Origin of the sequence: Thioclava sp. GXIMD4215 (assembly GCF_045291555.1) — a bacterium.
GTDB lineage: Bacteria > Pseudomonadota > Alphaproteobacteria > Rhodobacterales > Rhodobacteraceae > Thioclava > Thioclava litoralis.
In genome coordinates this window covers 2,762,454-2,787,272 of sequence record NZ_CP149515.1, presented here as the reverse complement: position 1 = coordinate 2,787,272, position 24,819 = coordinate 2,762,454, and the positions used below count along the sequence as shown (strand labels likewise).

26 protein-coding genes and 1 tRNA gene are annotated in these 24,819 nt (G+C 61.7%); 10 read left to right on the top strand and 17 right to left on the bottom strand.

Annotated features, from left to right (window positions below):
- Nucleotides 1-145: 145 nt before the first annotated feature.
- From WDB86_RS13965 to WDB86_RS13935, 7 genes are all read right to left on the bottom strand, one after another.
- Nucleotides 146-223 (bottom strand) — tRNA-Arg (locus WDB86_RS13965).
- Between the two features lie 247 nt (nucleotides 224-470).
- Entirely contained in the window at nucleotides 471-935 is a 465-nt protein-coding gene (locus WDB86_RS13960) for a GNAT family N-acetyltransferase (protein WP_339107904.1), read from the bottom strand.
- 93 nt (nucleotides 936-1,028) lie between these two features.
- On the bottom strand, nucleotides 1,029-1,355 hold the full coding sequence (locus WDB86_RS13955; RefSeq protein WP_406736190.1) for a hypothetical protein: 327 nt from the start codon (nucleotides 1,353-1,355) through the stop codon (nucleotides 1,029-1,031).
- Between the two features lie 329 nt (nucleotides 1,356-1,684).
- Nucleotides 1,685-2,182 (bottom strand): transcription antitermination factor NusB, encoded by a 498-nt coding sequence (gene nusB / locus WDB86_RS13950; RefSeq protein WP_339107906.1) that lies wholly within the window; start codon nucleotides 2,180-2,182, stop codon nucleotides 1,685-1,687.
- Nucleotides 2,179-2,730, bottom strand: coding sequence for a 6,7-dimethyl-8-ribityllumazine synthase (locus tag WDB86_RS13945; RefSeq protein ID WP_339107907.1), 552 nt, complete (start codon nucleotides 2,728-2,730; stop codon nucleotides 2,179-2,181). Before WDB86_RS13945 ends, nusB begins: the two co-directional genes overlap by 4 nt.
- A 12-nt stretch (nucleotides 2,731-2,742) precedes the next feature.
- Nucleotides 2,743-3,882, bottom strand: coding sequence for a 3,4-dihydroxy-2-butanone-4-phosphate synthase (gene ribB / locus WDB86_RS13940; protein ID WP_406721139.1), 1,140 nt, complete (start codon nucleotides 3,880-3,882; stop codon nucleotides 2,743-2,745).
- Nucleotides 3,879-4,484, bottom strand: coding sequence for a riboflavin synthase (locus tag WDB86_RS13935; RefSeq protein ID WP_339107909.1), 606 nt, complete (start codon nucleotides 4,482-4,484; stop codon nucleotides 3,879-3,881). Before WDB86_RS13935 ends, ribB begins: the two co-directional genes overlap by 4 nt.
- A gap of 229 nt (nucleotides 4,485-4,713) precedes the next feature.
- Between WDB86_RS13935 and WDB86_RS13930 the strand changes: the two genes are divergently transcribed.
- From WDB86_RS13930 to WDB86_RS13920, 3 genes are all read left to right on the top strand, one after another.
- Nucleotides 4,714-6,000 (top strand): capsule biosynthesis protein CapA, encoded by a 1,287-nt coding sequence (locus WDB86_RS13930; protein WP_339107910.1) that lies wholly within the window; start codon nucleotides 4,714-4,716, stop codon nucleotides 5,998-6,000.
- Between the two features lie 124 nt (nucleotides 6,001-6,124).
- Entirely contained in the window at nucleotides 6,125-7,228 is a 1,104-nt protein-coding gene (locus tag WDB86_RS13925) for a polysaccharide biosynthesis/export family protein (RefSeq protein ID WP_406721682.1), read from the top strand.
- Nucleotides 7,228-9,228: a capsular polysaccharide biosynthesis protein gene (locus WDB86_RS13920; protein ID WP_406736189.1), complete on the top strand. Its 2,001-nt coding sequence runs from the start codon at nucleotides 7,228-7,230 to the stop codon at nucleotides 9,226-9,228. The genes WDB86_RS13925 and WDB86_RS13920 overlap by 1 nt, the downstream gene beginning before the upstream one ends.
- On the opposite strand, the gene ribD is transcribed toward WDB86_RS13920, so the two are convergent.
- The 6 genes from ribD to WDB86_RS13890 all read right to left on the bottom strand — a co-directional run bounded on the left by ribD (nucleotide 9,225) and on the right by WDB86_RS13890 (nucleotide 12,637).
- The gene (ribD, locus tag WDB86_RS13915; protein WP_406736188.1) at nucleotides 9,225-10,313 is read right to left on the bottom strand and encodes a bifunctional diaminohydroxyphosphoribosylaminopyrimidine deaminase/5-amino-6-(5-phosphoribosylamino)uracil reductase RibD; all 1,089 of its coding nucleotides are present in this window, start codon (nucleotides 10,311-10,313) and stop codon (nucleotides 9,225-9,227) included. The two genes, WDB86_RS13920 and ribD, sit on opposite strands and share 4 nt — an antisense overlap.
- Nucleotides 10,313-10,774, bottom strand: a complete 462-nt coding sequence (nrdR, locus tag WDB86_RS13910; RefSeq protein ID WP_339107914.1) for a transcriptional regulator NrdR — start codon at nucleotides 10,772-10,774, stop codon at nucleotides 10,313-10,315. Before nrdR ends, ribD begins: the two co-directional genes overlap by 1 nt.
- 145 nt (nucleotides 10,775-10,919) lie before the next feature.
- Nucleotides 10,920-11,339 (bottom strand): secondary thiamine-phosphate synthase enzyme YjbQ, encoded by a 420-nt coding sequence (locus WDB86_RS13905; protein WP_406721143.1) that lies wholly within the window; start codon nucleotides 11,337-11,339, stop codon nucleotides 10,920-10,922.
- Nucleotides 11,336-11,818, bottom strand: a complete 483-nt coding sequence (locus WDB86_RS13900) for a hypothetical protein (RefSeq protein WP_406721144.1) — start codon at nucleotides 11,816-11,818, stop codon at nucleotides 11,336-11,338. The genes WDB86_RS13905 and WDB86_RS13900 overlap by 4 nt, the downstream gene beginning before the upstream one ends.
- A 30-nt stretch (nucleotides 11,819-11,848) precedes the next feature.
- Nucleotides 11,849-12,190 (bottom strand): hypothetical protein, encoded by a 342-nt coding sequence (locus WDB86_RS13895; protein ID WP_339107917.1) that lies wholly within the window; start codon nucleotides 12,188-12,190, stop codon nucleotides 11,849-11,851.
- Nucleotides 12,191-12,265: 75 nt separating this feature from the next.
- Nucleotides 12,266-12,637 (bottom strand): helix-turn-helix domain-containing protein, encoded by a 372-nt coding sequence (locus tag WDB86_RS13890; RefSeq protein ID WP_339107918.1) that lies wholly within the window; start codon nucleotides 12,635-12,637, stop codon nucleotides 12,266-12,268.
- Between the two features lie 106 nt (nucleotides 12,638-12,743).
- Here WDB86_RS13890 and WDB86_RS13885 point away from each other — a divergent pair, with 106 nt between their 5' ends.
- The 3 genes from WDB86_RS13885 to WDB86_RS13875 all read left to right on the top strand — a co-directional run bounded on the left by WDB86_RS13885 (nucleotide 12,744) and on the right by WDB86_RS13875 (nucleotide 15,054).
- On the top strand, nucleotides 12,744-13,595 hold the full coding sequence (locus WDB86_RS13885) for an SDR family oxidoreductase (RefSeq protein ID WP_406736187.1): 852 nt from the start codon (nucleotides 12,744-12,746) through the stop codon (nucleotides 13,593-13,595).
- Between the two features lie 149 nt (nucleotides 13,596-13,744).
- Complete coding sequence (locus WDB86_RS13880) at nucleotides 13,745-14,398, top strand: 3-oxoacid CoA-transferase subunit A (RefSeq protein WP_406736186.1); 654 nt, start codon at nucleotides 13,745-13,747, stop codon at nucleotides 14,396-14,398.
- A complete protein-coding gene (locus WDB86_RS13875) occupies nucleotides 14,398-15,054 on the top strand; it encodes a 3-oxoacid CoA-transferase subunit B (protein WP_406721148.1) in 657 nt (218 codons plus the stop codon). The genes WDB86_RS13880 and WDB86_RS13875 overlap by 1 nt, the downstream gene beginning before the upstream one ends.
- 331 nt (nucleotides 15,055-15,385) lie before the next feature.
- On the opposite strand, the gene fabI is transcribed toward WDB86_RS13875, so the two are convergent.
- The 4 genes from fabI to dnaG all read right to left on the bottom strand — a co-directional run bounded on the left by fabI (nucleotide 15,386) and on the right by dnaG (nucleotide 20,942).
- Entirely contained in the window at nucleotides 15,386-16,150 is a 765-nt protein-coding gene (gene fabI, locus WDB86_RS13870; protein WP_406721149.1) for an enoyl-ACP reductase FabI, read from the bottom strand.
- 160 nt (nucleotides 16,151-16,310) lie between these two features.
- Nucleotides 16,311-16,802 carry a hypothetical protein gene (locus tag WDB86_RS13865; protein ID WP_406736185.1) on the bottom strand — a complete coding sequence of 164 codons (492 nt, stop codon included), beginning with the start codon at nucleotides 16,800-16,802 and terminating at the stop codon, nucleotides 16,311-16,313.
- 3 nt (nucleotides 16,803-16,805) lie between these two features.
- On the bottom strand, nucleotides 16,806-18,806 hold the full coding sequence (rpoD, locus tag WDB86_RS13860; RefSeq protein WP_406736184.1) for an RNA polymerase sigma factor RpoD: 2,001 nt from the start codon (nucleotides 18,804-18,806) through the stop codon (nucleotides 16,806-16,808).
- A 132-nt stretch (nucleotides 18,807-18,938) separates the two neighbouring features.
- On the bottom strand, nucleotides 18,939-20,942 hold the full coding sequence (dnaG, locus tag WDB86_RS13855; RefSeq protein ID WP_406736183.1) for a DNA primase: 2,004 nt from the start codon (nucleotides 20,940-20,942) through the stop codon (nucleotides 18,939-18,941).
- Between the two features lie 328 nt (nucleotides 20,943-21,270).
- On the opposite strand from dnaG, the gene WDB86_RS13850 reads away from it, so the two are divergent.
- From WDB86_RS13850 to WDB86_RS13835, 4 genes are all read left to right on the top strand, one after another.
- Nucleotides 21,271-23,070: a pilus assembly protein TadG-related protein gene (locus WDB86_RS13850; protein ID WP_406736182.1), complete on the top strand. Its 1,800-nt coding sequence runs from the start codon at nucleotides 21,271-21,273 to the stop codon at nucleotides 23,068-23,070.
- A 17-nt stretch (nucleotides 23,071-23,087) separates the two neighbouring features.
- Nucleotides 23,088-23,663, top strand: a complete 576-nt coding sequence (locus WDB86_RS13845) for a hypothetical protein (RefSeq protein ID WP_339107927.1) — start codon at nucleotides 23,088-23,090, stop codon at nucleotides 23,661-23,663.
- The gene (locus tag WDB86_RS13840) at nucleotides 23,660-24,322 is read left to right on the top strand and encodes a TadE/TadG family type IV pilus assembly protein (protein WP_406721154.1); all 663 of its coding nucleotides are present in this window, start codon (nucleotides 23,660-23,662) and stop codon (nucleotides 24,320-24,322) included. Before WDB86_RS13845 ends, WDB86_RS13840 begins: the two co-directional genes overlap by 4 nt.
- A 127-nt stretch (nucleotides 24,323-24,449) precedes the next feature.
- Nucleotides 24,450-24,695, top strand: a complete 246-nt coding sequence (locus WDB86_RS13835) for a hypothetical protein (protein ID WP_339107929.1) — start codon at nucleotides 24,450-24,452, stop codon at nucleotides 24,693-24,695.
- The last annotated feature ends 124 nt before the right edge of the window (nucleotides 24,696-24,819 follow it).

The window sequence follows — 24,819 nt, the reverse complement described above, 5'->3', positions numbered from 1 at the left end:
ACCTCAGCCTGAATTTGAAATTTTCTGAAAAACCGCAGGGATTGTGCCCCGCGACGACCGGAACCCGATAGACGTCAGAGGCCCTTTGGGGCGCAAAGACACGAAGCGCCAGCCGCTCGGGTCTCTTTGCAGAAAAGAGGAATTTTGGCGAGCCGTGGAGGACTCGAACCCCCGACCTGAGAATTAGAAGTTCCCTGCTCTAATCCAGCTGAGCTAACGGCCCGCACTTTCTCAAAGCGTATCAGACAAAACGCGCATATTGTCAACTTGCCAAGGGAAAAGGATCCCCGCCAGAAATGGACCCCAGCGGAACTGGATCTCTGGGTTCCATGGGCTGGGAAACTGCGCAGGCCTGCCCCATGCAGCCACGCAGCAGATCCCCTGCCACGGGTCTTGTTTTAGCCCCGCCCGCAAATGCGCCCCAGCCCCTGAGACCTGCCAGCACGGCAAGTCTTGTGCGAAACACAAGGCTAGGCGTGCAGCGACAGTCCCAGATAGACGCTCATCGGATCAAGGCGGTAATCGGCGAAAGGATCGCAGGTCACAAAGCCCTCCGATTCGTACAGGGCACGCGCGACGGAAAAGCTTTCCTGCGACCCTGTCTCCAGCCGCACTTCGGCAAAGCCCGCCTCGCGGATATCGGACAGAAGGTGGCGCAGCATCATACGGGCCAGACCGCGCCCGCGCTCTTCATATAGCACATGCATGGATTTCAGTTCCGCCAGCGTGGCAGAATGCGCCTTCCACGCCCCCATGCCAATTGCCCGGCCTTCCTGACGCATGACGAAAAAGCGGACCTGCGGTGCCGCCAGCGCATCGGGCGGCAGCATATGGATTGACTCAGGAGGTGTATCGGCATGCATCGCGTCGGAATGTCGCTTATGCAAAAGCGCCAGATTTTCCTGCACCGGATGTTCACGCAAAATGGTAATCATATCCGCCTCCTCTGCCGAACATTGCCCGTCCAGTTTTGCACAGCAAAAAGGCGCACCGCAAGGCGCGCCCTATAATTTGAACAAAGGGATATCTCAGCGACGGAGCTGGCGTTGCAGACGGCTTGGCGGGTCAACCCGAACCGGAATCGGCTGCAACTGCATATCGTGCTGACGCAGACCACCTGCCGGCTTATCCTCATCCTCGGCCATCGCCATGATGTTGATCGCGAATTGCACGCCCGCAAAAACGATCGTGTTGAAAACCACCAGCATCACTACGGCCAGAACGCCCATATCCGAGGTCGAGACAAGCTGCCAAAGATTGGCCACGTTAAAGGCCAGGAGCGTTGCGACAAAGGCAACAGCAAGGGCAAATCCGAACAGGACGTTACGGATATACAGACGAACGAGTTGCGGCATGACAGCTCCCTCCGGTTGTTACATTCAATGTAACGCATCAATTTCAAAAACCAAGAGCCGATTTTGTTTTTGCTTAGAAATTGGTCAACAACAGCGGCTGGACAGCGCGGACGGAGCACCCCTCGGGCATAAGCGCCTGCCAGCCTGACCGGCGCTGTTACGGTAGGAGCGCGGCGTTTGTGGCAGCTCTGTCATGCGTCCTGCTGGCTTGGGCACCCCGCCCTGCCCTCACGGCAACGCCGCACACTGGCCTTTCCCCATATACTGGCCGGATAAGCAAAAGCCGGAGGTCTCCCCCCGGCTTTCTGCAATACCTGTCGCACAACGGATCAGACCAGATCGTCGCGCAGCTGGCGGGCCATATTGTCGATCACCGCATTGACGAATTTCGGCTCGCGACCATCGGGGAAGAAAGCGCGCGCGACTTCGACGAATTCATTGATCACAACTTTCGGCGGTGTCGCCGGATTGACCAGCTCGGCCCCTGCCGCACGGAACAGCGCCCGCAGAACCGAATCAATCCGGTTCAGCGGCCAGCTCTCCAGAAGCGCCTTATCGGTGGCCTTATCGATCTTGCCCTGCCACATCACCGCATCATCGAGGATGCGGCGGAACAGATCCACATTGCCTTCGGACATCTCGACATCATCGATCACCGCCCCAAAGCGAAAATTCTCAAATTCTGCCCGCACCTTATCAACAGACAGCCCGCCCGCTTCCATCTGGAACAGAGCCTGCACGGCATACAGCCTTGCTGCGGATTTCATACGGCGCTTCTCCTCCAGCGAGGGTTTGCGCGGTTTTTCGGCGGGCATATCTTCGGTCATGCGGTCTGGTTTCCTTCGGCTTCACCGGCAATGCGGAACGACTCGCCTTGCGGGCGGAAGCCGATCCCTTTTGTCCGGTTCGCCCATTTGCGCGATAGAGCCAGCAAATGCAAGGCCGCAGCAGCCGCGCCGCCACCTTTGTTTGACCGCGCGGTGTCGGCGCGGACATCGGCCTGTTCGTAATTTTCCACCGTCAGAATGCCGTTGCCGATCAGGATCCCCTCAAGCCCCATCAACTGGATCGCGCGCGAACTGTCGTTGCAGACCGTCTCATAATGCGTGGTCTCGCCACGGATCACACAGCCAAGAGCGGTGAAACAGTCGTAATCGGCCATACGGGCGGCCAGCTTGATTGCCGTCGGAATTTCCAGCGCGCCCGGCACTTCGATCACATCGACCACCGCGCCACAGCTTTCGGCCATCTCGCGCGCGCCCCTGACCAGATTATCGGCGATCTCCTTGTAATAAGGGGCCACCACGATCAGCATACGCACGGGCTTGTCGAAGCTTGGCGCAGGAAGGGTGTAATGGGTCTCGGATTCGGCCATCGTCTTGTCCTATCAGTATTTACGCGTCGCGCAGATTTCGAGCCCGTAGCCATCAATCCCGACGACTTTGGGCATGGGGGAATTGGTCAGCAGCTCGACTTTCGACAGGCCGAGGGCTGCCAGAATTTGCGCCCCCAGACCATATTGGCGCAGCGTGCTGGGGCTGTCTTCGCCCACCAGCGGCAATTTCATTCCCGGATCGCGCAGCGCCACAAAAACACCGCGGCCTTCGGCGGCAATCGCCTCCAGAGCGCGCCCGATATCGCCATCGCGTCCCGGCACCAGACCCAGCGCATCGCCCAGCGGGTCCAGCGAATGCATCCGCACCAGCACCGGTGTCCCGCCCGTCAGATCCCCTTTGGACAGCACGATATGTTCCGCGCCCTCCAGATCGTCGGTAAAGACGCGCATCGCCCAATCGCCCCCATGCACCGAGGTCACGGGTTTCTGGGCCGTCTGGGTCACAAGGTTATCGTAACGGCGGCGATAGGCGATCAGATCGGAGATCGTGCCGATCTTGATGCCGTATTTCTGGCCGAAGGCGATCAGGTCGGGAAGGCGGGCCATCGTGCCGTCTTCCTTCATCACCTCGCAGATCACACCGGCCGGGTTCAGCCCCGCCAGACGCGAGACATCGACCACGGCTTCGGTATGGCCTGCCCGCACCAGCACTCCGCCATCACGGGCGCGCAGCGGAAAGACATGGCCCGGCGAGGCAAGATCGGCGCCCGTTTTCATCGGGTCGATCGCCACCGACACGGTGCGCGCACGGTCATGCGCCGAGATCCCGGTCGAGATCCCCTCGCGGGCCTCGATCGAGACGGTAAAGGCGGTTTCCTGACGCGAGCTGTTGGAGGCCGCCATCGACGGCAGCCCCAGCGCATCCACCCGATCCGAGGTCAGCGCAAGGCAGACCAGCCCGCGCCCGTGGGTCGCCATGAAATTGATCGCATCGGGGGTCGCCATCTGCGCAGGAATGCAAAGATCGCCCTCGTTCTCGCGGTCTTCATGGTCGACAAGGATATACATGCGCCCGTTGCGGGCATCCTCGATGATTTCCTCGATGGAAGAGATCGCCTCGCGATAGCTTTCCTCGACGGGGCCCGGAACATCATGGGTGCCGGATTTGTCTACGGGTTTGATCTCGCTCATGCGTTCCACTCCTGCAAGCGCGCGACGTAACGCGCCATCGTATCGATCTCGATATTGATCGGGTCACCGGCTTTGGCCGCGCCCCATGTCGTCACTTCCTTGGTATGCGGAATGATATTCACCCCGAATTCCGCGCCCGACACTTCATTCACCGTCAGCGACGTGCCGTTCAGCGTGACCGAGCCTTTCGGCGCGATGAATTTCGCCAAATCATCAGGCGCGCGGAAGGTAAAGCGCGAGCTGTCGCCCTCGTCGCGGATCGACACGATCTCGGCCACGCCATCGACATGGCCCGCCACGATATGGCCGCCCAGCTCGTCGCCCACCTTCAGCGCGCGCTCAAGGTTCAGGCGGCGTCCGACATGCCAGGAATTGCGCCCGATATTGGTCTTGGCGACGCTTTCCGCCGAGATCTGCACATCGAACCAGTCCTGCGGATCCTTGCCCTTGGAGATCACGGTCAGGCAGACCCCGTCACAGGCGATGGACGCGCCGATATCCACCGTGTCGACATCGTAAGAGGTGCCGATCCGCGCCCAGAGGTCGCCCTGCTGTTCCAGCGCAAGAACTTCGCCCATATCGGTAATGATCCCGGTGAACATCCTGATCTCCTTTTCGGTCCCCTTTCCCCTAACTTGGCAAGGGGGGCGGTGCAAGAACTGCTGCCGTTACATATGTGCACATCATCTGGGCACAACCGCGCCTTCGGGCGGAATGTCTAAATAATAATCTACAAGCCGCCCGATTTATGACACATATTCACCTTACCCAAGGGAATTGTCGCGATTCTCCGTTGTACCGCCTGTCACCAGTTCCGGACCCGTCCCGCCTATGCCCCTGTTTGACAACCGTCATTTCCTGCTTCTGCAAGGGCCGCACGGCCCCTTCTTCCGCCAGTTGGGCGAGATGCTGGGCCGCGCCGGTGCCACGGTCTGGCGTGTGGGGTTCAACGGCGGGGATGCCGCCTTCTGGAACGATGATGCCCGCTTCATCCCGTGGCAGGGCAAAGCCGAGGACTGGCCCGAAGCGGTCTCGGACCTGCTTCTGGAAAAACGGATCACCGATATCGTGCTATATGGCGACACCCGCGCCATCCACGCGCAGGCCATCCTTGCCGCACGGGCGCAGGGCCTGCGTGTGCATGTCTTCGAGGAAGGCTATCTGCGCCCCTATTGGGTCACCTACGAGCGCGGCGGCTCGAACGGGCATTCGCGGCTGATGGACATGGGCGTGGCCGAGATGCGCACAGCCCTTGCTCAATCCGATATCGACTTCCCCGATGCCCCGCCCCGCTGGGGAGATATGCGCCAGCATGTCTTCTATGGCGCGCTCTACCATTTCCTTGTGATGAAGGGGGCGCGGCGCTGGCCCAATTTCCGCCCCCATCGCGGGGTCAGCGTGCTGGACGAATTCCGCCTTTATCTGCGCCGCATGATCCGCATGCCCCTACATATGGTGCAGCGCTGGATCGCGACCTCTCAGGTGAAATATGGCGGCTTTCCCTATCACCTCGTTCTGATGCAACTGGAACATGACAGCAGTTTTGTCATGCATTCCCCGTTCAAAAGCCAGACCGAATTTCTGGATCTGGTGATGAGGGGCTTTGCCGAAGGGGCGCCCTCGCACCACCATCTGGTGCTCAAGGCCCATCCGCTGGAAGACGGGCGCGCGCCCATCGAGGCCGCCATCCGCGAGGGCGTTGCCCGCTACGGGCTCAGGGGGCGCGTGCATTTCGTGCGCGGCGGCAAGCTGGCCAATCTTCTGGCGCAGGCGCGCTCTGCCGTTACCGTCAATTCGACCGCAGCGCAGCAAGTGCTCTGGCGGGGATTGCCGCTCAAGGCATTCGGGCGGGCGGTGTTCGACAAACCCGAATTCGTCTCGACCCAGCCCCTGCCCGAATTCTTCGCGACCCCCGCACGCCCCGATACCCGTGCCTATCGCGATTATCGCCACTATCTGCTGGAAACCAGCCAGATTCCGGGCGGGTTCTATTCCGCCAAGGGGCGGCGCACGCTGCTGCGGCAGGTCGTGGATATGATGCTCTCCACCGAAGACCCTTACGACGCCCTGACCTCGGGAACAGCGGCACCACGGCAACAGTTGCGCGTAATCAAGTGACACAACTGGATTTTACTCAGGCTTTCTGCCACGCTGCCCGTCAAAATGCATAACGCATATCTATGAGAAGCATCCCGAAAGAGGAGCTCGAGCAGTGACGACGAATTTTTCCAAAGCCACGCGTGTGCTGGTTCTGTCTGCGTTGGTCTTCAGCGTGGCCGCCTGCGCTTTGCCGCGCTCGGGCCCGAACAAGCGTGAAATCTTTGCAGGCTCGGTCATGCGCAAGGGCGATGCCTTCATCGTCTCGGTCAATGACCATGTTGCCCGCGCAACCGCCGTCCAGCCGGCTCTGGGATTCTCCTCGAGCTTCCGCAACGCTGGCGTTCTGGGGTCGGATACCATCAATGCCGGCGATACGCTCTCGCTGACCATCTGGGAAAACGTCGATGACGGGCTTCTGGTCCAGCAAGGCACCAACGCCACCCAGCTCACCGAGGTGCAGGTGGATGGCGCAGGCTATATTTTCGTGCCCTATGCAGGCCGTATCAAGGCGGCGGGGAACACCCCCGACGGGCTGCGCCGCCTGATCACCGAAAAGCTGGATGCCCAGACCCCCGATCCGCAGGTGGCCGTGTCACGGGTGGCAGGCGACGGGTCGACCGTGTCGCTGACCGGTGCCATTGGCGGTCAGGGTGTCTATGCGATCGAACGCCCGACCCGCACGCTTTCGGCCATGATTGCCCGCGCCGGTGGTGTGTCGATCAACCCCGATATCGCCAAAATCACCGTCACGCGCAAAAACGGCCAGAGCGGCACTGTCTGGCTGTCGGATCTTTACGACAATCCACAGATGGATATCGCGCTGCGCAATGGCGACAAGATCCTTGTGGAACAGGACACCCGCGCTTTTACCGCACTCGGCGCCACCGGCACGCAAGCCCGCGTGCCCTTCGAAACCAAGACCCTTTCCGCGCTTGAGGCGATTGCCACCGTCGGAGGCCTGCAGACGCAGACCGCCGACCCGACCGGTGTCTTCGTGTTCCGCAACGAACCGCAAGAGATCGCCCGCGCCGTGCTGGGCCGCGATGACCTCGTGGGGGATCAGCGTATGGTCTATGTGCTCAACCTGACCGAGCCCAACGGCATGTTCATGGCGCGCGATTTCGCCATCCGTGACGGCGATACCGTCTATGTGACCGAAGCACCCTATGTCCAATGGTCGAAAACGCTTTCGGCGCTGACAGGGTCGCTGGGTCCGGTCAATACGATCAGCAATCTGGCCAATTAATGCCGCTGTCTGATGCAGAGGATATGGCCGCCGGGGTGCCCCGGCGGCTTTTCTTTTATAACGGCGGCTTTCTGCGTCAGCCGCGTCTGCGCCACATTTTGAAGGCGGCAGGCCATAGCCTGCATCTGGGCCTGCCCCGCGCCGAAGACGGGGTCGTGGTCTGGGGGCGCTCGCCCTATGCAAATCGCGGCGAGGCTGTCGCCGCGCGAACCGGCGCAACGCTGATCCGGCTGGAAGATGCGTTTTTGCGTTCGGTCCGCACGGGGCGCGCAGGAGAAGCCCCCCTGGGGCTGATCATCGACCCTGTCGGGGTGCATTTCGATGGCGCGCGCCCCTCGCGGATCGAAAGACTGCTGCAGAAAGCCGCTCTGGATGACGGGGCGCTTCTGGCACGGGCACGGCAGGGGATTGCCCGCCTCAAGGCGCTCGACCTCTCGAAATACAACGATTTCGACATCGCATTGCCGCCCCCCGCTCCGGGCTATGTGCTGGTCATCGACCAGACGCGGGGCGATGCCTCGATCACGCATGGCGCGGCCTCCGCCCGCACCTTCCGCGAAATGCTGGCCGTGGCGCGGATCGAAAACCCCAAGGCCCGCATCCTGATCAAGACCCATCCCGAAACCCGCGCAGGCTTCAGGGCGGGGCATTACAGCGCCGCAGATGGCGATGCCCTGACCGAGATTGTCACCGCCCCCCATTCCCCTTGGGCGCTGCTGGAGGGGGCGATCGCGGTCTATACCGTGTCGTCCCTGATGGGCTACGAGGCCATTCTTGCAGGGCACCGCCCCCGCGTTTTCGGCCAGCCTTTCTATGCCGGATGGGGACTGAGCCAAGACGAGGCCCCGCCTCCACGGCGCGAGCGCCGCCTGACACGCGCCCAGATCTTTGCCGTCTCGCATCTGCTTGCGCCCACATGGTTCGACCCCTGCCGCGCGCGCCTGTGCAGCTTCGAAGAGGCGGTGGACCAGCTTGCCGCCCAGACCCGCGCCTATCGCGAGGACGGCCACGGCTATGCGATGACCGGCATGAGCCGCTGGAAACACAAACACCTGCGCCGCTTCTATGGCGGATACGGGCCGGTGCGCTTTGGCTCAGGTTCAGGCGCGGTCTCAGGCTCAGGCGCGGGCCAGCCTGTCCATTGGGCCAGCAAGCCCGACCGCCCGACCGGCGCGTGGCGGATGGAGGACGGCTTTTTACGCTCGCGCGGTTTGGGGGCCAAGCTGACGCCCCCCCTGTCTCTGGTGACGGATCGGCAGGGGATCTATTATGACCCGACCACCCCTTCCGATCTGGAAGCACTGATCGCGCAACCGCTGCCGGATCACGACCGGCTGCGCATCGAGCGGCTGCTGCGCGACATCCGCAAGGCGCGGCTGTCGAAATACAATCTTGCAGGCACCGCCCCCGCCCTGCCGCGCGGCCATCGCATCCTTGTGCCCGGTCAGGTCGAGGATGATGCCTCGATCCGCATGGGCAGCCCCGAAACCGGCAGCAATCTGGCCCTGCTCACCCGCGCCCGTGCCGAAAATCCGGATGCCGTGATCATCTATAAGCCACATCCCGATGTCGAGGCGGGATTGCGCAAAGGCAGCGTGCCCGCCGATGATCTGGCGCGGCTGGCCGATCTGGTGTGCCAAAAGACCGACGGGATTGCGCTGATCGAGGCCTGTGACGAAGTCTGGACCATGACTTCGCTGATGGGGTTCGAGGCCCTTCTGCGCGGCAAGCCTGTGACCTGTCTGGGGATGCCCTTCTATGCGGGCTGGGGCCTGACCCGCGATCTGATGCCACAGCCCCCACGCCGTCAGGCACGGCCCGACCTGTGGCAACTGGCCCATGCGGCGCTGATTGCCTATCCGCGTTATATGGACCCGCTGACCGGCCTGCCCTGTCCGCCCGAAATCGCAGTAGAGCGGCTGGCCCAGCCTCTGCGCACAGGGCTTTCCCTTCGCCTCCTGTCGAGGCTGCAGGATCTTGCGAAACCGGTCCGCCGTTAATCGCGCCGCCAGCGATGCAGCACATCGCCGCCGATCTCGCGCTGAGAGACAAGCCGGTAGCGCGGTGCCCCAGCCAACTGCGCGATCCCCATCGCACCGATCGCGGCACGGCCATCGCCGCCCAGAACCATCCCAGCCGTAAAGCCGATCAGCTCGTCCACCAGCCCCGCGCGCATCAGCGCAGCGGCAAAGCGCCCGCCCCCTTCGCAGAAAACCCGCGTCAGCCCAGCTGCCCCGAGCGCCTGCAAAAGCGCATGCGGGTCCATCCCGCCTTCGGCAAGCGGCACTTGGAACAGATTGGCCCCGCGCCCCTGCCAATAGGCGCGCGCCTGTTCAGGGGCCTGCGGCCCATGTGCCAGCCACAGGGGCGCCTGATCCAGCGAACCGGCCAATCGGGCGCGCGGCAGGTCCAGCCGCGAGGCCGCAACCACCCGCACGGGTTGCTGAACGGGCGTGAAATTGCGCACGGTCAAAAGCGGATCATCGGCGCGGGCCGTCTCTCCCCCGACCATGACCGCATCGAACTCGGCGCGCAGCGCATGCACATGGGCACGCGCCTGCGCCGAGGTGATCCATTGGCTCTGCCCGTTGGACAGGGCGATCCGGCCATCGAAGGACGTGGCCAGCTTCAAGGCCAGCCAAGGCCGCCCATGTTCGATCCGTGACAGAAAACCGGATTGTAGCGCCCGCGCTTCGGGCTCCAATGTGCCTTCCGTGACAGCAATCCCCGCCGCCCGCAGCATCGCATGGCCGCGTCCGGCAACCCGCGGATCGGGGTCTGTCTGCGCCGAGACCACCCGCGCCACACCGGCCTCGATCAGGGCCAGCGAACAGGGGGAGGTCTTGCCATAATGCGAGCAGGGTTCCAGCGTGACATAGGCCGTAGCCCCTCGGGCCGCCGCGCCTGCCTGCGCCAATGCGCGGCGCTCGGCATGGGGGCGGCCTCCCGGCTGGGTCCAGCCCCGACCGACAATGACGCCCCCCTTGACCAGCACGCAGCCCACCGCAGGGTTGGGCCATGTATTGCCAAGACCCCGCCGCGCAAGCGACAAAGCCAACCGCATGAATCGTTCGTCAGGCTGCATCAGTCCGGCGCGCCCGGGCGCAGTTCCGATACGAACTTGTCGAAATCATCCGCTTCCTGAAAATTCTTGTATACACTGGCAAAGCGGACATAGCCCACCGTGTCGATACGGGCGAGCGCTTCCATGACAATCTCGCCGATTGTCTTGGAGGGGATATCCGTCTCGCCCATGCTTTCCAGCCGCCGCACAATACCCGAGATCATCTGGTCAAGGCGTTCCGGCTCGACCGGACGTTTCTGCATGGCGATCCGGATGGAACGCTCCAGCTTGTCACGGTCGAAATCCTCACGCTTGCCGGAGGTCTTCACCACCACCAAATCGCGCAACTGGACTCGCTCATAGGTCGTAAATCGTCCGCCACATGCGGGACAAAAACGCCTGCGCCGGATCGCGACATGATCTTCGGCCGGACGCGAGTCCTTCACCTGGGTATCAACATTTCCGCAAAACGGGCAGCGCATCGCGTCCCCCTTTTCCTGTAAAATCCGCCTCTATGGGGTCTCATGCCCCACTTATCCACAAGACTATAGGCGAGACGCGAATCATTGGGTAGCCATAAAGTGCGTCTACCAAATACGGGAAGGCGGAACCTGTGGCCGATCCGACTCAGCGCAGCATTGCGAAGACATGGCGGCTATGGGGCTGATCGCGATGTTCAAAGAGGTAAATCCCCTGCCACGTGCCCAGCACCATCCGCCCCGCGACCACGGGGATCTGCAAGGAAACAGGCAGCAGCGCCGCCTTCACATGGGCGGGCATATCGTCGGGGCCTTCATAGGTATGGACCATCCAGGACTGGCTGGGATGGGTTGTGGGCGGCACCAGCCTGTTGAAAAACCCGTGCAGATCGGTCTGCACATCGGGGTCGACATTCTCCTGAATGACAAGACTGGCCGAGGTATGACGGAGAAACAGCGTCAGCACGGCCTCATCGGGCGCGTCCTCCTCGACCCATTCGGCCACGTCGCGGGTAAATTCGTATAGCCCCTGCCCCCTCGTGCCGATCCGGAATTCGCGTGTACTCATTGGCAGAACCACCCTCCTGCGCCCAAATGCCAGCCGTCCGGCGCATGGCAATACCCTTTTGCAATCAGCGCCTCGCCGATCGCGGAAAAATCGGCTTCGGGCGTACCGGCACAGTCCAGTCGCGCAAGCGGCTGCCCCCCGCGTGACACATCCACGCCCGCTCCCCGCGCCAGCCGGACCTCATCCCCTTGGACAGCGCGCTCGACGAAATCGAAAACACTGTAATCGACGCCCTTATTGGTCAGGGTCACCTGCTCCCAGATGGTCGCGCCCACACCGGGCCAGGGCTGATAGGTGACCTCTTCGACCGGACGGGTCAGCACCAGATCGGGGGCGGCCTGCGGCCCGTAACGATAGGTCAGCACCCCGCCCTCCAGCGTGAGCGACAGCTGCGCCGCCTTCCCCTCGATCCGGCAATCCAGCAGGCTTTGCGCGGCCAGGGGCTGCGCCAGCATTCCGGCCACCAGCAGGGCCAGCATAGGCCCCCGCCGCCCGCGAACTGTCACCGCTTAGCCCGAAACCGGACGCGCCGCACTGCGATCACGCGCCGAAATCGCAAGACATTCGGGGTTGATATCCATGATCTTGCGCTCTTTTGCCCAAGCCGCATCCAAAGCCGCCGCATCCAGACCTGTCTGGCGCGTGGCCAGCGGGGTCTTGGTGCCATTGCCGATGCCGTTCACAAGATTATAGGTGCCGTCCTTGGCATCTTCGACATACAGAAAACAGGTGCCAGCCTGATCCATCGAAGGCCCGGTCGGGCGGGTCGCAAATACCGGATGCCCGTTTTCATCCACCACGCAGGCAGAGAGCACGAGCAGACCGAGCAAAGACATAATCTTGCGGGACATATTCACCTCGAAGCTATAATGGTTCCGGCATAGCAAGACCGGAGGCCAAGGGGAAGCCTTAGCCCGCACATCCGCTCAGCCCGTATAGGCCCGCCGCGCCGTTGCAATCTGCACCTCATGCGCCTGCGCCCATTCGATCAGCCCCAGAAGCGGCGGCAGCAATGACTGGCCCATCGCGGTCAGCGCGTATTCCACACTGGGCGGCTTGGTCGGAAAGACCGTGCGCCGGATCAGCCCGTCGCGCTCCAGATCCCGCAGGCTCTGGGTCAGCATCCGCTTCGAGATATCCGGCAGCGCCTTTGATACCTGCGAGAACCGGCGGGGGCCGGAGGCCAGCTCCAGCACGATCAGCGTGGTCCATTTCGCCGCCAGATGGTCCAGCACATGGCGCACCGGACAATCGGCCAGATCACGCCCCTGAGGATCGAACAGCCGTTCTTGCAGCATGGGGTTCCCTTCCTGTTACCTTGTACCGAAAACCTGCCTCCTTCACAGCGCAGGAAAAGGTCTCTATCCGAGACCTATACTCTTGTTGCAACCGAAGGGAAAGATAATGCGCTATATGATCACCGGTGCCTCGGGGCAGTTGGGCACACATGTTCTGGCCGCCTTGTCGGCGCGCATCCCGAAAGCCGACATCACCGCGCTGGTGCGCCGCGAGGATGCGGCCTCGGCGCTGGCGGCACAGGGCTACCACACCGCCATTGCCTCTTATGACGATGTCGACGCGCTCACCAAGGCATTTGACGGGATCGACCGGCTGTTGCTGATCTCGGGGTCCGAAGTTGGCCAGCGCGCCCGCCAGCATGGCAATGTGGTTGCTGCGGCCAAAGCGGCGGGCGTGGGCTTTGTTGCCTATACCTCGCTGCTGCAGGCCCATCGCTCGCCCATGCTGCTTGCCGCCGAGCATAAGGCCACCGAAGAGGCACTGGCGGCCTCGGGTGTGCCGCATGCCCTGCTGCGCAATGGCTGGTATTCGGAGAACATGCTGGCGGGGCTGGATCATGCGCTTGCCAATGGCACCATGATCGGGGCCTCCGGCACAGGCCGCTATGCCTCTGCGCCGCGCCACGATTACGCCGAGGCCGCCGCAATCGTGCTTGCAGGCGGCGACCATGCAGGCAAGATCTACGAACTGGCCGGCGATGCAAGCTATACCGGCGCGGAACTGGCCGGAATGATCGCGCAGGCCTCCGGCAAACCTGTGACCTATATCGACCTGCCCCCCACCGAGTATAAGGCCGCGCTTGTGGGCGCAGGCATTCCGGACGGCTTTGCCGACGTGCTGGTCGACAGCTCGGTACGTGCGGGCGAAGGCTGGCTCGACGACCGCTCGAAGGATCTGTCGCGCCTGCTGGGCCACCCGACCGAACCGATGGCCGTCACGGTCCGCAATGCGCTATAATTACGCATGAAGGAGGGGGGCCATGCGCCCCTCCTGCACATCCGGTCAATCATGCGTTGAAATATGCGGGCTCTTCGAGAATAGTCAAAGCACCTATTTCAGACGTTTCATTTGACATATCGCCCGCAGCGAGACCGGAGGACATCGCCATGAAGCCCGCCCTGACTGCCGAAAAAGCCGCAGCCCTTGTCCCTGACGGGGCCACTGTAATGATCGGGGGGTTCATGGGCGTGGGCACGCCGCGCCGCCTGATCGATGCCCTTGTGGCAGCCGGTGTCAAGGACCTCACCGTGATCGCCAATGACACCGCCCGCCCCGATGACGGTATTGGCCGGCTGATCACGGCCCGCGCGATCAGCAAGGCGATTGTCTCGCATATCGGGCTGAACCCCGAGACCCAAGCCCAGATGATCGCGGGCGAGATCGAGGTCGAACTGGTGCCGCAGGGCACTCTGGTCGAACGTATCCGCGCCGCGGGCGTAGGCTTGGGCGGCGTGCTGACGCCTACGGGCGTGGGCACCAAGATCGCCGAGGGCAAAGAGGTCCTGACCATCGACGGCAAGGTATTCCTGCTGGAAAAGCCGCTGGCGGCGGATTTTGCCCTGATTGCCGCGCATGAGGCCGATTATGTCGGCAATCTCACCTATTCGATGACCGCGCATAACTTCAATCCGGTCATGGCGATGGCCGCCACTACGGTGATCGCCGAGCCGGGGCTGATCGTGCCTGTGGGCGCGATCCCGCCCGATGGGGTCAAGACCCCGGGCGTATTGGTCGACCACCTGCTGGAAAGGCTGCACTGATGGATGCCAAGGAACTGATCGCCCGCCGTGTCGCACAGGAAATCCAGCCCGGATCGCTGGTCAATCTGGGCATCGGGCTGCCGTCGCTGGTGGCAAGCTATGTGCCGCAGGAAATGAATGTGTTCTTTCAGGCCGAAAACGGCGTGATCGGCCTTGGCTCGCGTCCGCCAGACGGGATGGAAGACCCCGATCTGACCGATGCGGGGGGCGGCTTTGTGACCGCCGTGCCGGGGGCGGCCTCGATTGACAGCGCAATGAGCTTCGGGCTGATCCGTGGCGGCCATCTGGATGTGACCGTGCTGGGCGGGCTGCAGGTGGATGCGCGCGGCTATCTGGCCAACTGGATGGTGCCCGGCAAGCGCATCCCCGGCATGGGCGGGGCGATGGATCTGGTGGCGGGGGCCAAACGGGTCATCGTCGCCATGCAGCATTCTGCCAAGGGCGAGGCCAAGATCGTGACCGAATGCACCCTGCCCCTGACGGCGGAACGTCGTGTCAGCCTGATTGTCACCGAACTCGCGGTAATTGCGCCACAGGAAAACGGCCTGCATCTGCTGGAACGCGCCCCCGGCGTCAGTGTGGCCGAGATCGAAGCCCAGACCGAGGCCCCGCTGATCCATGCAGGCGAAGTGCCGGAGATGCACCTCCGGCCATAGCCCCCCCGATCCAGCAGCCGTGATGCCCCTGCCACTGGACCTTCCTTGCGAGATCTGGGGGGGGGAATCTCCCCTATCGTGACAAGGGCCCGATTACGGATCACGCGCTTGCTGAGAGCAGCAGGGCCGGAGGCTCCGGACCTGTACCCCAATGCCGGTTTCGCGGACCTCCAGCCAATGGCAACCGCCAAACCCACGGCCGAATGCCGCCTTGCGGCTGGTGCTCCGAGCCGCGCGATCAAGCCTGCGCTTCCCCGACCTGTAACGGGACGCCCGCAGCTTTTTCGGGTCGCCGCCACAAATGCTGCCATAAACGCCCCGCACCTGCTGCCTAGCCCGTAATATTGAACCCGCCATCAATATAATGCAGCCCGCCCGTCAGATTGGCGGCCTCGCGGCTTGCCAGAAAGGCGGCAAAGGCCCCGCAATCCTCGATGGTGGCCAGCTGATGGGTGGGCGCACGGGCGCTGGCGGCCTCCATCATCTCGTCGAAATGGGCAATGCCGGAGGCTGCGCGGGTTTTCAGCGGCCCGGGCGACAGCGCATGCACGCGAATGGCCTTCGGCCCCAGTTCTGCCGCCATATAGCGTGTCGCAGATTCCAGCGCCGACTTGACCGGCCCCATGATATTGTAATCCCGCACGACCTTCTCGGCGCCGTAAAAGCTGACGGTCATACAGGTGCCGCCCCCTTCCATCAGCGGCTCGGCACGGCGGACCAGCTCTATGAAGCTGCCCACCGAGATATCCATCGCCTGCGCCAATCCGCTGCGGGAACAGTCGGTGACCCGCCCATGCAGATCCTCTTTGGGACAGAAGGCGATAGAATGCACAAGCGTATCAAGCCGCCCCCATTGTTGCGTGATCTGCGCAAACAGCGCCTCGATCTGATCCGGCATCCCGACATCCAGCGGTGCAATCAGTTCGGCCCCGAGCGCCTGCGCCAGAGGCCGAACATAGGGCTCAGCCTTGGCGTTGAGATAGGTTATCGCCAGATCGGCACCCTGCGCCCGCAGCGCCTGCGCGCAGCCATAGGCGATCGAGGTCTCGTTGGCGACCCCGACAACCAGCGCCTTCTGCCCCTTCAATGAAAACATTGTCTGCTCCCGTGGTGGCATGTCCTGAAATTGGATCGCAAACGCCGCAGCCTCTGCCCTGAAACATCGTAAAACCAAACCAGATAGGATGACCGTATCATGCCCAAAGTTGCGAAAAATGCCACTCCGTTTTTGCTGCATTGCAGAAAATCCGAGCGGATCAGGCAAAAGCGGGGCGCAGATCCTCGACCATAGCCGAGCGGATCAGATCCAGCACGGGCGGCTCCACATCATAGCGGCGCAGGTGGATACGGTAGGGGCGCGGCGCAAACCACCAGCTGAGTTTCAGCGCAGGCGTGGCGGCGGTGATCGACATCACATGCTGACGCAGCGCACCGCGCAGATTGCGGCTACAGGCCCCCACATGCAGCACCTGCGACCCGCTGCCGGTGGGCTGCAGGATCTTCAACCGGTGGCGGTTCTGCGGCGTCAGGTTCTGGCGGTAGCGGGTGAAGGCCTCGGCGGTCTCGGCAGGGTCACCCAGATCCTCGATCAGATAGATCACCCCGCATTCCCACGGGAAGCGCGCATCCAGGTCTTCGCCCCAATGGGCATTTTCCAGCACGACCTCTTCGCTAAAATGCGCCGCGCGCGCAGCTTCCACCACGCGCGCGATACGATCTAGCGGGCCACCAATCGTTTCAGGCCACATAGCTTACTGGTCGAGGAAGGACCGCAGCTTGCGCGAGCGCGACGGATGCTTGAGCTTGCGCAGCGCCTTCGCCTCGATCTGCCGGATACGTTCGCGGGTCACCGAGAACTGCTGACCCACTTCTTCCAGCGTGTGGTCGGTGTTCATGCCGATGCCGAAGCGCATCCGCAGAACCCGTTCCTCGCGCGGGGTAAGCGAGGCCAGAACCCGCGTGGTGGTTTCCTTGAGGTTTTCCTGAATGGCGCTGTCCAAGGGCAGCACGGCATTCTTGTCCTCGATGAAATCGCCCAGCTGGCTGTCTTCCTCGTCCCCGATCGGGGTTTCCAGAGAAATCGGCTCCTTGGCGATTTTCATCACCTTGCGGACTTTCTCCAGCGGCATCTGCAGCTTTTCGGCCAGTTCTTCCGGCGTCGGCTCGCGGCCGATCTCGTGCAGCATCTGGCGACCGGTGCGGACCAGCTTGTTGATCGTTTCGATCATATGGACCGGAATACGGATGGTGCGCGCCTGATCCGCGATCGAGCGGGTGATCGCCTGACGGATCCACCATGTCGCATAGGTCGAGAACTTGTAGCCGCGGCGGTATTCGAACTTATCCACAGCCTTCATCAGACCGATATTCCCCTCTTGGATAAGATCGAGGAATTGCAGACCACGGTTGGTGTATTTTTTGGCAATCGAGATCACCAGACGCAGGTTGGCCTCGACCATCTCTTTTTTGGCCGCGCGGGCTTCTTTCTCGCCCTTTTGCACCTGATTCACGATGCGGCGGAACTCGGTGATATCCACACCGATATAGGTCCCGATCTGGGCCATATCGCCACGCAGGTCTTCAACCTTGTCGCGATATTTCTCCATCAGGACCTGCCAGCCACGTCCGGGCTTGGCGGCCATCGCATCGACCCAAGTCGGGTCAAGCTCGTATCCGCGATAGGATTCGATGAATTCGCGGCGGTTGATACGGGCCTGATCGGCCAGTTTCACCATCGCGGAGTCGGTCGACATGATACGGCGGTTGATGCCGTAAAGCTGGTCGATCAGCGCCTCGATCCGGTTGTTATGCAGATGCAGCGAATTCACCAGTTCGACGATCTCGGAACGCTTCTTCTGATAGGCCGCCTCGTCAGAGACCGAGAAAGTGCCATCCTCGTTCAGCGTGGCCGACATCCGCATATCCTGCATCTCGGCCAGATCGTCATAAAGCAGCGCAATGGATTCGAGCGTTTCGAGGACACGCGGCTTCAGCGTCGCTTCCATAGCGGCAAGCGACATGTTCGGCGCGTCATCATCATCCTCGTCATCCGAGTCGATCGGATTGCCGTCGGCATCGAATTCCTGCGATTTCTCGGTCTGGCGCGGCTGCTCTTCGCCCATCGTGCCGACCACGGGCTCGTCATCCTCGCCCTCTTCATCAAGCGAGCGCCCGAAAGTCGCATCAAGGTCGATCACGTCGCGCAGAAGAATATCTTCTTCCAGAAGTTCGTCCCGCCAGATGGTGATCGCCTGGAAGGTCAGGGGGCTTTCGCACAGCCCCGCGATCATCGTGTTGCGGCCTGCCTCGATGCGCTTGGCAATCGCGATCTCGCCTTCGCGCGACAGCAGTTCGACCGACCCCATCTCGCGCAGATACATCCGCACGGGGTCATCGGTGCGGTCCAGCGTCTCGCCCGAACCGGAGGACAGCGCAACCTCGCGCGAGCCGCCACCGGTCGTGGCCAGCGCACCGCCCGAGGAGCTGTTATTATCGTCAGAGCCGTCTTCATCGGCCTCTTCGTCCTCGATCACGTTGATGCCCATTTCGGACAGCATCGACATGACGTCTTCGATCTGGTCGCCCGATACCTGATCGGGCGGCATGACCGCATTCAGCTGGTCATAGGTAATGTAACCTTTTTCCTTGGCCTCGGCGATCATGCGTTTGACCGCCGTCTTCGACATGTCGAAGGACGTACCATCGTCGCTGGCGGTATTAGGCTTGTTATCGTCGATGTCTTTGGCGGCCATGGGCGCTCCTTGATCGGCTTGGGCTGTAGCACGGCTAGGGCGGGAACGAATCATATCCCGCTGTTTTATCGAATCATTGAACCGAATCACAGAGGGGTGAATCGATCATATTCAGGGCGTTGCATCACGGCGTCATTTTTTCTTCCGCCATATCTCTTGATCGATCACCGATTGCAAATAGGCGGAGAGGGCTGCCCTGTCCTCCCCCATATCACTCGTATCGTCCAGCTTGGATCGCGACGCCTTCTGTCTTTGTCGCGTTGCTTGGCTCAAACGCCATGTGAGCCCTTCATCGGCGGCGCCCTCCAAGTCTTCCATCGCATCTTCCACCTCGGCGCGTACAGCACGGTCTGCATCCAGTTTGGCCAGTTCTTCGGCCAAGCACATACGCGCAAGTGCCGTATCTGTCACCTTCACAACAGGTGGTGCGCTTCGGAGATGGGGCAATCTCATCATTTTTTCAAGATAGTCCCCCATCTGATTTTGCAAGAGCCGTGCCATCTCTTCGGCCCCTGCCCCCAGATTTCGCAGCATCAGATTGCGCAAACGGTCGTGATCGGGATCCGCCAGCGGCGCATTTTCCAACTGCGCCTCGAACTCCGCCACCAGCGCGGGATGCGACACGCAGATCGCCAGCACCATCGCGGCACGCAGACGCTCGGCCACGGCAGCATCCTGCGCCACGGCCAGCATGGAATTGCGGGTCTGCTCCAGCGGCAATGCGGGCAGTTTTCCCCAAGCCCCGCGCCCCTGTGGATAACTCCGGCGGAAGTTACCCCCAGAGCCCTGTTGGTAAGCCTGTGGATAATTCCCACGCGAGGCCCCGCCGCCGCCCTCGTCGCGGCCGCGGCCCATTCCGAAAAGAGCCAGACGTTTTTCCCTGATCTCCTCGCCATAATGCGCGCGGATCGAGGGGTCCCTGATCTGCGCGATCGCGGCGCGCAGCTCTTTATCCAGAGCCGCCTTGCGCTCGGGGCTGTCAAAGACCCTGCCCTCGATCGCGCGGTTCCACATCAGGTCAATCATCGGACGGGCGGTCTCGAGCACCTCGGCCATCGCCTCACGCCCTTTGGCCTTAATCAGGTCATCGGGGTCCTGCCCCTCCGGCATGATCGCGATACGCAGCCCCTTGCCCGCCTCCAGAAGCGGCAAGGCAAGGTCGATCACCCGATGCGCGGCCCGAATGCCCGCCGTATCGCCGTCAAGCGCGATCACCGGCTCGTCATGGATACGCCATAGCAGTTGCAGCTGATGTTCGGTCACCGCTGTGCCCAAAGGGGCCACCGCGCCGCCAAAGCCTGCCTCGACCAGCGCGATCACGTCCATATAGCCTTCACAGACCACCAAGCGCGCACCTTTGCCGCAGGCTTCGCGCGCAGGTCCGTGGTTGTAAAGCGAACGCCCTTTGTCGAAGAGCTCGGTCTCGGGCGAGTTCAGATATTTCGCATTATCATTAGGGTCCATCGCCCGCCCGCCAAAAGCGATGCAGCGCCCGCGCGGATCGCGGATGGGATAGATGATGCGGTTACGGAAGACGTCATAGGGCTGTTTGCCCTTGGTCGACGCCTTGGCCAGCCCAGCGCCCAAGATCAGATCCTCGGCAATCCCCTTGGCCCGCAGCGTATCCCAAAGCCCCTGCCAGCCATCCGGCGCAAAACCGATCTCGAAGCGCGCCTGCGCGGCGGGGTCGAGCTTGCGCTTGGCCAGATAGTCGCGCGCGGCCTGCCCTGCCTGCGTATTCAGCATCAGGCGATAATATTTGACGGCCTCATCCATGACCTTGGCCAGCTCGGTGCGACGGTCCGACTTTTCCTGTGCGCGCGGATCTCGGGCAGGCATCTGCATGCCTGCCTCCCGCGCCAGAATTTCGACGGCCTCCATGAACCCGACATTCTCGGTTTCACGCACGAAAGTAACAGCATCCCCTTTGGCATGGCAACCAAAGCAGTAATAATATCCCTTGCGGTCATCCACATGGAAAGACGCGGATTTTTCCTGATGGAAGGGGCAAGGGGCCCACATGTCACCCTTGGCCTGATTGGACTTGCGATTGTCCCACATGACCTTGCGCCCGACCACCTGAGTGATCGAGATGCGCGTACGCAGTTCATCAAGGAATCCGGGTGGCAAGCTCATACAGAGTATATCGGCCCAGTTTGCGCCCCTGTCCAGAGGGGCAGCCCCCCTGTCCACGCAAAAAAATGTTTGCGACACGCAGTGGATTTTCACGGAAGGATGATTCGCCATCCGATGCCGCGTCTCCCCGCAAGCGGTTACAAATTATAGAAAATCCTAAACACTATCATGGCAAAATTCGCCCAATCGCAATCATTTCAGGCCATCTTTTCCATACGCACCAATCCCGCCCGAGAATTGCCCCAATTTCGCCGCAGCTTAAAGATTAAGAACTTGTGAATGTTTGCTGCTGACCGGCAGTCCCTGTTCCAGTTTCCGGAGTTTGCTTATGGCCCATCGCCGCCCCTGTCTGACCGGTCTCGCCCGTCGGAGCCTGCGGCGGCCCCTGCGCCTGCATCACGATGAAACCGGCGCCATCCTCCCCATGACCATCGTGCTGCTGACCGTGCTGCTGGTGCTGTCCGGCGTCGCACTGGATTTCATGCGGTTCGAGGCACGGCGCACGGAAATTCTGGCAGCTCTCGACCGCGCATCTCTGGCGGCGGCCTCGCTCAGCCAGGATCTGGATCCGAAACTGGTGGTCGAGGACTATCTCAAGAAGGCCGGACTTGACGGGCTGGACACCACCGTCACTGTTGAACAGGGCACATGGGGCGAATGGCGTCAGGTCCGTATCGATGCGGTCGATACGATGGATACCAGCTTCATGGGCAAGCTTAGCCAGATCGGCATCAAGACGCTATCCACCCATATTTCAAGCCAAGCCACCGAGGCGATTGGCAATGTCGAAGTCTCGATGGTGCTGGACGTCTCCGGGTCTATGGGCACTTCGGTGGGCCGGAACACCACCCGTATCTCGGCCTTGCGCAGCAGCGCCTCGACCTTTGTCGACCTGATGTTCACCAAGGTTCAGCCGGCCTCCGCTCCGGCGGGCAGGCTCTCGATTTCGATCATCCCCTATAACCAGCAAGTGGTGCTGGGCAGCACGCTTGCCGACGAGTTCAACCTCTCGACCGACCAGACCCAGACCACCTGCGGCGATGTTTTCCTGCTGCCCAGCTCCAGCATCGCCATCAGCCCCACCACGCCCATCCAGCGCACGATGTATGGCGACAGTTTCGATTACACGCGCCAATATAACGACGACCGGTATATCAGCGACGAAATCAGCGTCCTGAACTGCCCGCAAAACAGCTATGCCACCGTGCTGCCATTCTCGAATTCGCAAACGGCCATCAAGAACAAGATCTCCGGCTTGCAGGCCGGCGGCGATACGGCAATCGATGTCGGGGCACGTTGGGGGCTGGCGCTGCTGGACCCTGCCGCCAAACCCATTGTCAACAGCCTGATCAACAAGGGCGCGGTCAGCTCCGACCTGTCCGCCCGCCCCTACGCGTATGATCTGACAGGGTCGAAGGCCTCGAATGACCGCGCGATCAAGGTGATGGTGCTGATGACCGATGGCCAGAATACCGGCTCTTACAGTATCAAATCGGCCTATCGCTCCGGCGGATCTTTCTTCTATTCCACCGCGTCCTCGACCGCCTTCGGCACGGACCAGAACTCCTATAACGCGCTCTTTGCCAATATGACCGCGATCGACGCCAATCTCTATTACCGGTATTCCGACCGTTACTGGTATTACAAATACGGCTCGCAATGGTATCGCAAATCGGGCTCGCCCTATAGCGGCCAGTGGTCGACCACCAATAGCCCCGGCACCTTGCGCCAGATTGCATGGAGCACCGTCTGGAGCCGGAACAGCGTGCCGCATGAATATGTCATCAAGACATTCATGAAACCGCTCTACGATGCGCTGGGGGCCAATAAATCGAGCAAGGAGATCTACGAACTCTTCTCGGAGCAATCTGAACGGGCCGCGACCTACAGCAATATCACCGATGACCAGCATGAAAAGGATGCCGCCCTTGATGCGGTCTGTACGGCGGCCAAGGCCAATGACATCCTGATCTATACACTCGCGGTCGATGCGCCCTCGGACGGTGCCGCAGTGCTGAAATCCTGCTCTTCGGGGGACGGGTTCTATTACGACATCACCTCGGACGAGCTGACCAATGCCTTCTCGAAGATCGCCGCCTCGATCAACTCGCTCCGGCTGACAAACTAGAAACCGCAAGGCGCGTCATGACCTCTTTCCTACGCAAGTTCTTTCGTGACGATACCGGTGCCGGAACGGTGGCGGCGGTCATCATGCTGCCCTTTTTCCTGATCTTCGTGGTCGCTGCGGCCCAGATCTTCGTCTTGCAGAGCAAGCAGACCATGCTTGATCGCGGGCTGGAAATCACCGCACGTAACCTCAGGTTGCAAACCTATGGCACCCTTTTTCCGACGCAGAACCAGATCAAAAGCAATATGTGCCGCAATATCGGCTTTATCAAAAACTGCATGAACCAGCTGACCATCGAGATGGTGGCTGTAGACCGCAGCACATGGACCGCGCCGAACTGGAACAGACAGGCCCTTTGCCACGACTATAGTGACGGCAAGGCCCTTGATGCGGAACCCGTGCTGCAGAAAGGCACGGATAACCAGATCATGCTGATGCGCGCCTGCCTGAAAGTGCCCGCCCTTGTCAGCGACACGATCATGTCCGCCTCTGCCGCAGGCCTGCTGCGATGGGCGATGCTGGCCAAGGATGATGACGGCGAACTCAATCTCATCTCGACCACCGTCTTTGCCAACGAACCGATCCAGCAATGACCCCTCTGCGCCTGTCCCTGCACAAGATGCACCGCGATGAAGACGGCTCGATCCCGATCGAAGCGATCTTCGCCTATCTGATCCTGACCGTGTGGATCTTTCTGGCCTTCCAGTTCTACGACGCCTTCCGCAAAAAAGGCGAGGTATCGCGTGCCGCCTATGCCGTGGCCGATATTCTGTCGCGCGAACGTTCGGCCATCGGCCCCAGCTATCTGGCCGGCATGAAGAAGGTCTATGATTTCGCCTCCCGCAAAAGCTTCGACGGGCAGACCATGATGCGGGTCACCCTGATCGAATGCCACACAACCGCCCAGGATACGGACAACTGCGACGGGGTCACGAAAAAAGCCACCCTGATCGGCTCGTATCCTGTGCCTGCCACGGGCGGGCTGAAAGCGCAAACACAGGCCTCACTGGATAACGAAGCCGACCGCATCCCGATCATGGGAGCGGGCGATACGGCGGTGATCGTGGAAACACTCTACCGCTACCGTCCCCCGTTCAATATCGGCAATCTCACACTGTTATTGCCGGGCGGCAATGGCAGCTCGGATGCCGTAAAGGTCGGCATGGCACAAACCAAAGACGGCATTCCAATCGGCAATTTCGTCGTGACCCGACGTCGTGGCACCCCCATCCAGTGGGACCCGTCCTCCTGACGCCTGCGCGCCCCAGCCCCTCCCCCAAGGCCACAGGCCGCGCAGATCGCCGGAGGCCATGCAAACGGGCTGGTCAAGCAATCCGCGCCTGCCTATGGTCTGCCCTGCCCCGTCGAAAGGAGAATCGATGCGACATCTGCCCTGCCTCGCTCTGGTCCCGTTGCTTTGCGCGACGCTTGCAGCTTGTGGCGGCGGCCCGATGATGGAAGGCGGATACCCCGAACTTCTGCCGCTCGATCAACTTCTTAACGACACAAGCGAACCGGATTACGCGGGCACCAGCACGCTGGAGTCCCGCGCCGCCGCTCTGCGCGCCAAGGCCGCAGCCCTGCGCGCAGAACCCACAGACGGCACGTCGCAGGGCACCAATTAAGCGCCCCCTGCGCCAAAGCCTCCCTGCCGCCTGCGCCAACCGGATGCCCCAGAACCGGATGCGCGTTGCACCAAGGGGGATTTCCGGCTAACAGACCACAACTCAGACCAATCCCGATGAGGTA

Bases quoted from the DNA above. Each gene is read 5' to 3' on its own strand.
- WDB86_RS13960 (WP_339107904.1), bottom strand. From the start codon at position 935: ATGATTACCATTTTGCGTGAACATCCGGTGCAGGAAAATCTGGCGCTT.
- WDB86_RS13955 (WP_406736190.1), bottom strand. From the start codon at position 1,355: ATGCCGCAACTCGTTCGTCTGTATATCCGTAACGTCCTGTTCGGATTT.
- nusB (WP_339107906.1), bottom strand. From the start codon at position 2,182: ATGACCGAAGATATGCCCGCCGAAAAACCGCGCAAACCCTCGCTGGAG.
- WDB86_RS13945 (WP_339107907.1), bottom strand. From the start codon at position 2,730: ATGGCCGAATCCGAGACCCATTACACCCTTCCTGCGCCAAGCTTCGAC.
- ribB (WP_406721139.1), bottom strand. From the start codon at position 3,882: ATGAGCGAGATCAAACCCGTAGACAAATCCGGCACCCATGATGTTCCG.
- WDB86_RS13935 (WP_339107909.1), bottom strand. From the start codon at position 4,484: ATGTTCACCGGGATCATTACCGATATGGGCGAAGTTCTTGCGCTGGAA.
- WDB86_RS13930 (WP_339107910.1), top strand. From the start codon at position 4,714: ATGCCCCTGTTTGACAACCGTCATTTCCTGCTTCTGCAAGGGCCGCAC.
- WDB86_RS13920 (WP_406736189.1), top strand. From the start codon at position 7,228: ATGCCGCTGTCTGATGCAGAGGATATGGCCGCCGGGGTGCCCCGGCGG.
- ribD (WP_406736188.1), bottom strand. From the start codon at position 10,313: ATGCAGCCTGACGAACGATTCATGCGGTTGGCTTTGTCGCTTGCGCGG.
- nrdR (WP_339107914.1), bottom strand. From the start codon at position 10,774: ATGCGCTGCCCGTTTTGCGGAAATGTTGATACCCAGGTGAAGGACTCG.
- WDB86_RS13905 (WP_406721143.1), bottom strand. From the start codon at position 11,339: ATGAGTACACGCGAATTCCGGATCGGCACGAGGGGGCAGGGGCTATAC.
- WDB86_RS13900 (WP_406721144.1), bottom strand. From the start codon at position 11,818: ATGCTGGCCCTGCTGGTGGCCGGAATGCTGGCGCAGCCCCTGGCCGCG.
- WDB86_RS13895 (WP_339107917.1), bottom strand. From the start codon at position 12,190: ATGTCCCGCAAGATTATGTCTTTGCTCGGTCTGCTCGTGCTCTCTGCC.
- WDB86_RS13890 (WP_339107918.1), bottom strand. From the start codon at position 12,637: ATGCTGCAAGAACGGCTGTTCGATCCTCAGGGGCGTGATCTGGCCGAT.
- WDB86_RS13885 (WP_406736187.1), top strand. From the start codon at position 12,744: ATGCGCTATATGATCACCGGTGCCTCGGGGCAGTTGGGCACACATGTT.
- WDB86_RS13880 (WP_406736186.1), top strand. From the start codon at position 13,745: ATGAAGCCCGCCCTGACTGCCGAAAAAGCCGCAGCCCTTGTCCCTGAC.
- WDB86_RS13875 (WP_406721148.1), top strand. From the start codon at position 14,398: ATGGATGCCAAGGAACTGATCGCCCGCCGTGTCGCACAGGAAATCCAG.
- fabI (WP_406721149.1), bottom strand. From the start codon at position 16,150: ATGTTTTCATTGAAGGGGCAGAAGGCGCTGGTTGTCGGGGTCGCCAAC.
- WDB86_RS13865 (WP_406736185.1), bottom strand. From the start codon at position 16,802: ATGTGGCCTGAAACGATTGGTGGCCCGCTAGATCGTATCGCGCGCGTG.
- rpoD (WP_406736184.1), bottom strand. From the start codon at position 18,806: ATGGCCGCCAAAGACATCGACGATAACAAGCCTAATACCGCCAGCGAC.
- dnaG (WP_406736183.1), bottom strand. From the start codon at position 20,942: ATGAGCTTGCCACCCGGATTCCTTGATGAACTGCGTACGCGCATCTCG.
- WDB86_RS13850 (WP_406736182.1), top strand. From the start codon at position 21,271: ATGGCCCATCGCCGCCCCTGTCTGACCGGTCTCGCCCGTCGGAGCCTG.
- WDB86_RS13845 (WP_339107927.1), top strand. From the start codon at position 23,088: ATGACCTCTTTCCTACGCAAGTTCTTTCGTGACGATACCGGTGCCGGA.
- WDB86_RS13840 (WP_406721154.1), top strand. From the start codon at position 23,660: ATGACCCCTCTGCGCCTGTCCCTGCACAAGATGCACCGCGATGAAGAC.
- WDB86_RS13835 (WP_339107929.1), top strand. From the start codon at position 24,450: ATGCGACATCTGCCCTGCCTCGCTCTGGTCCCGTTGCTTTGCGCGACG.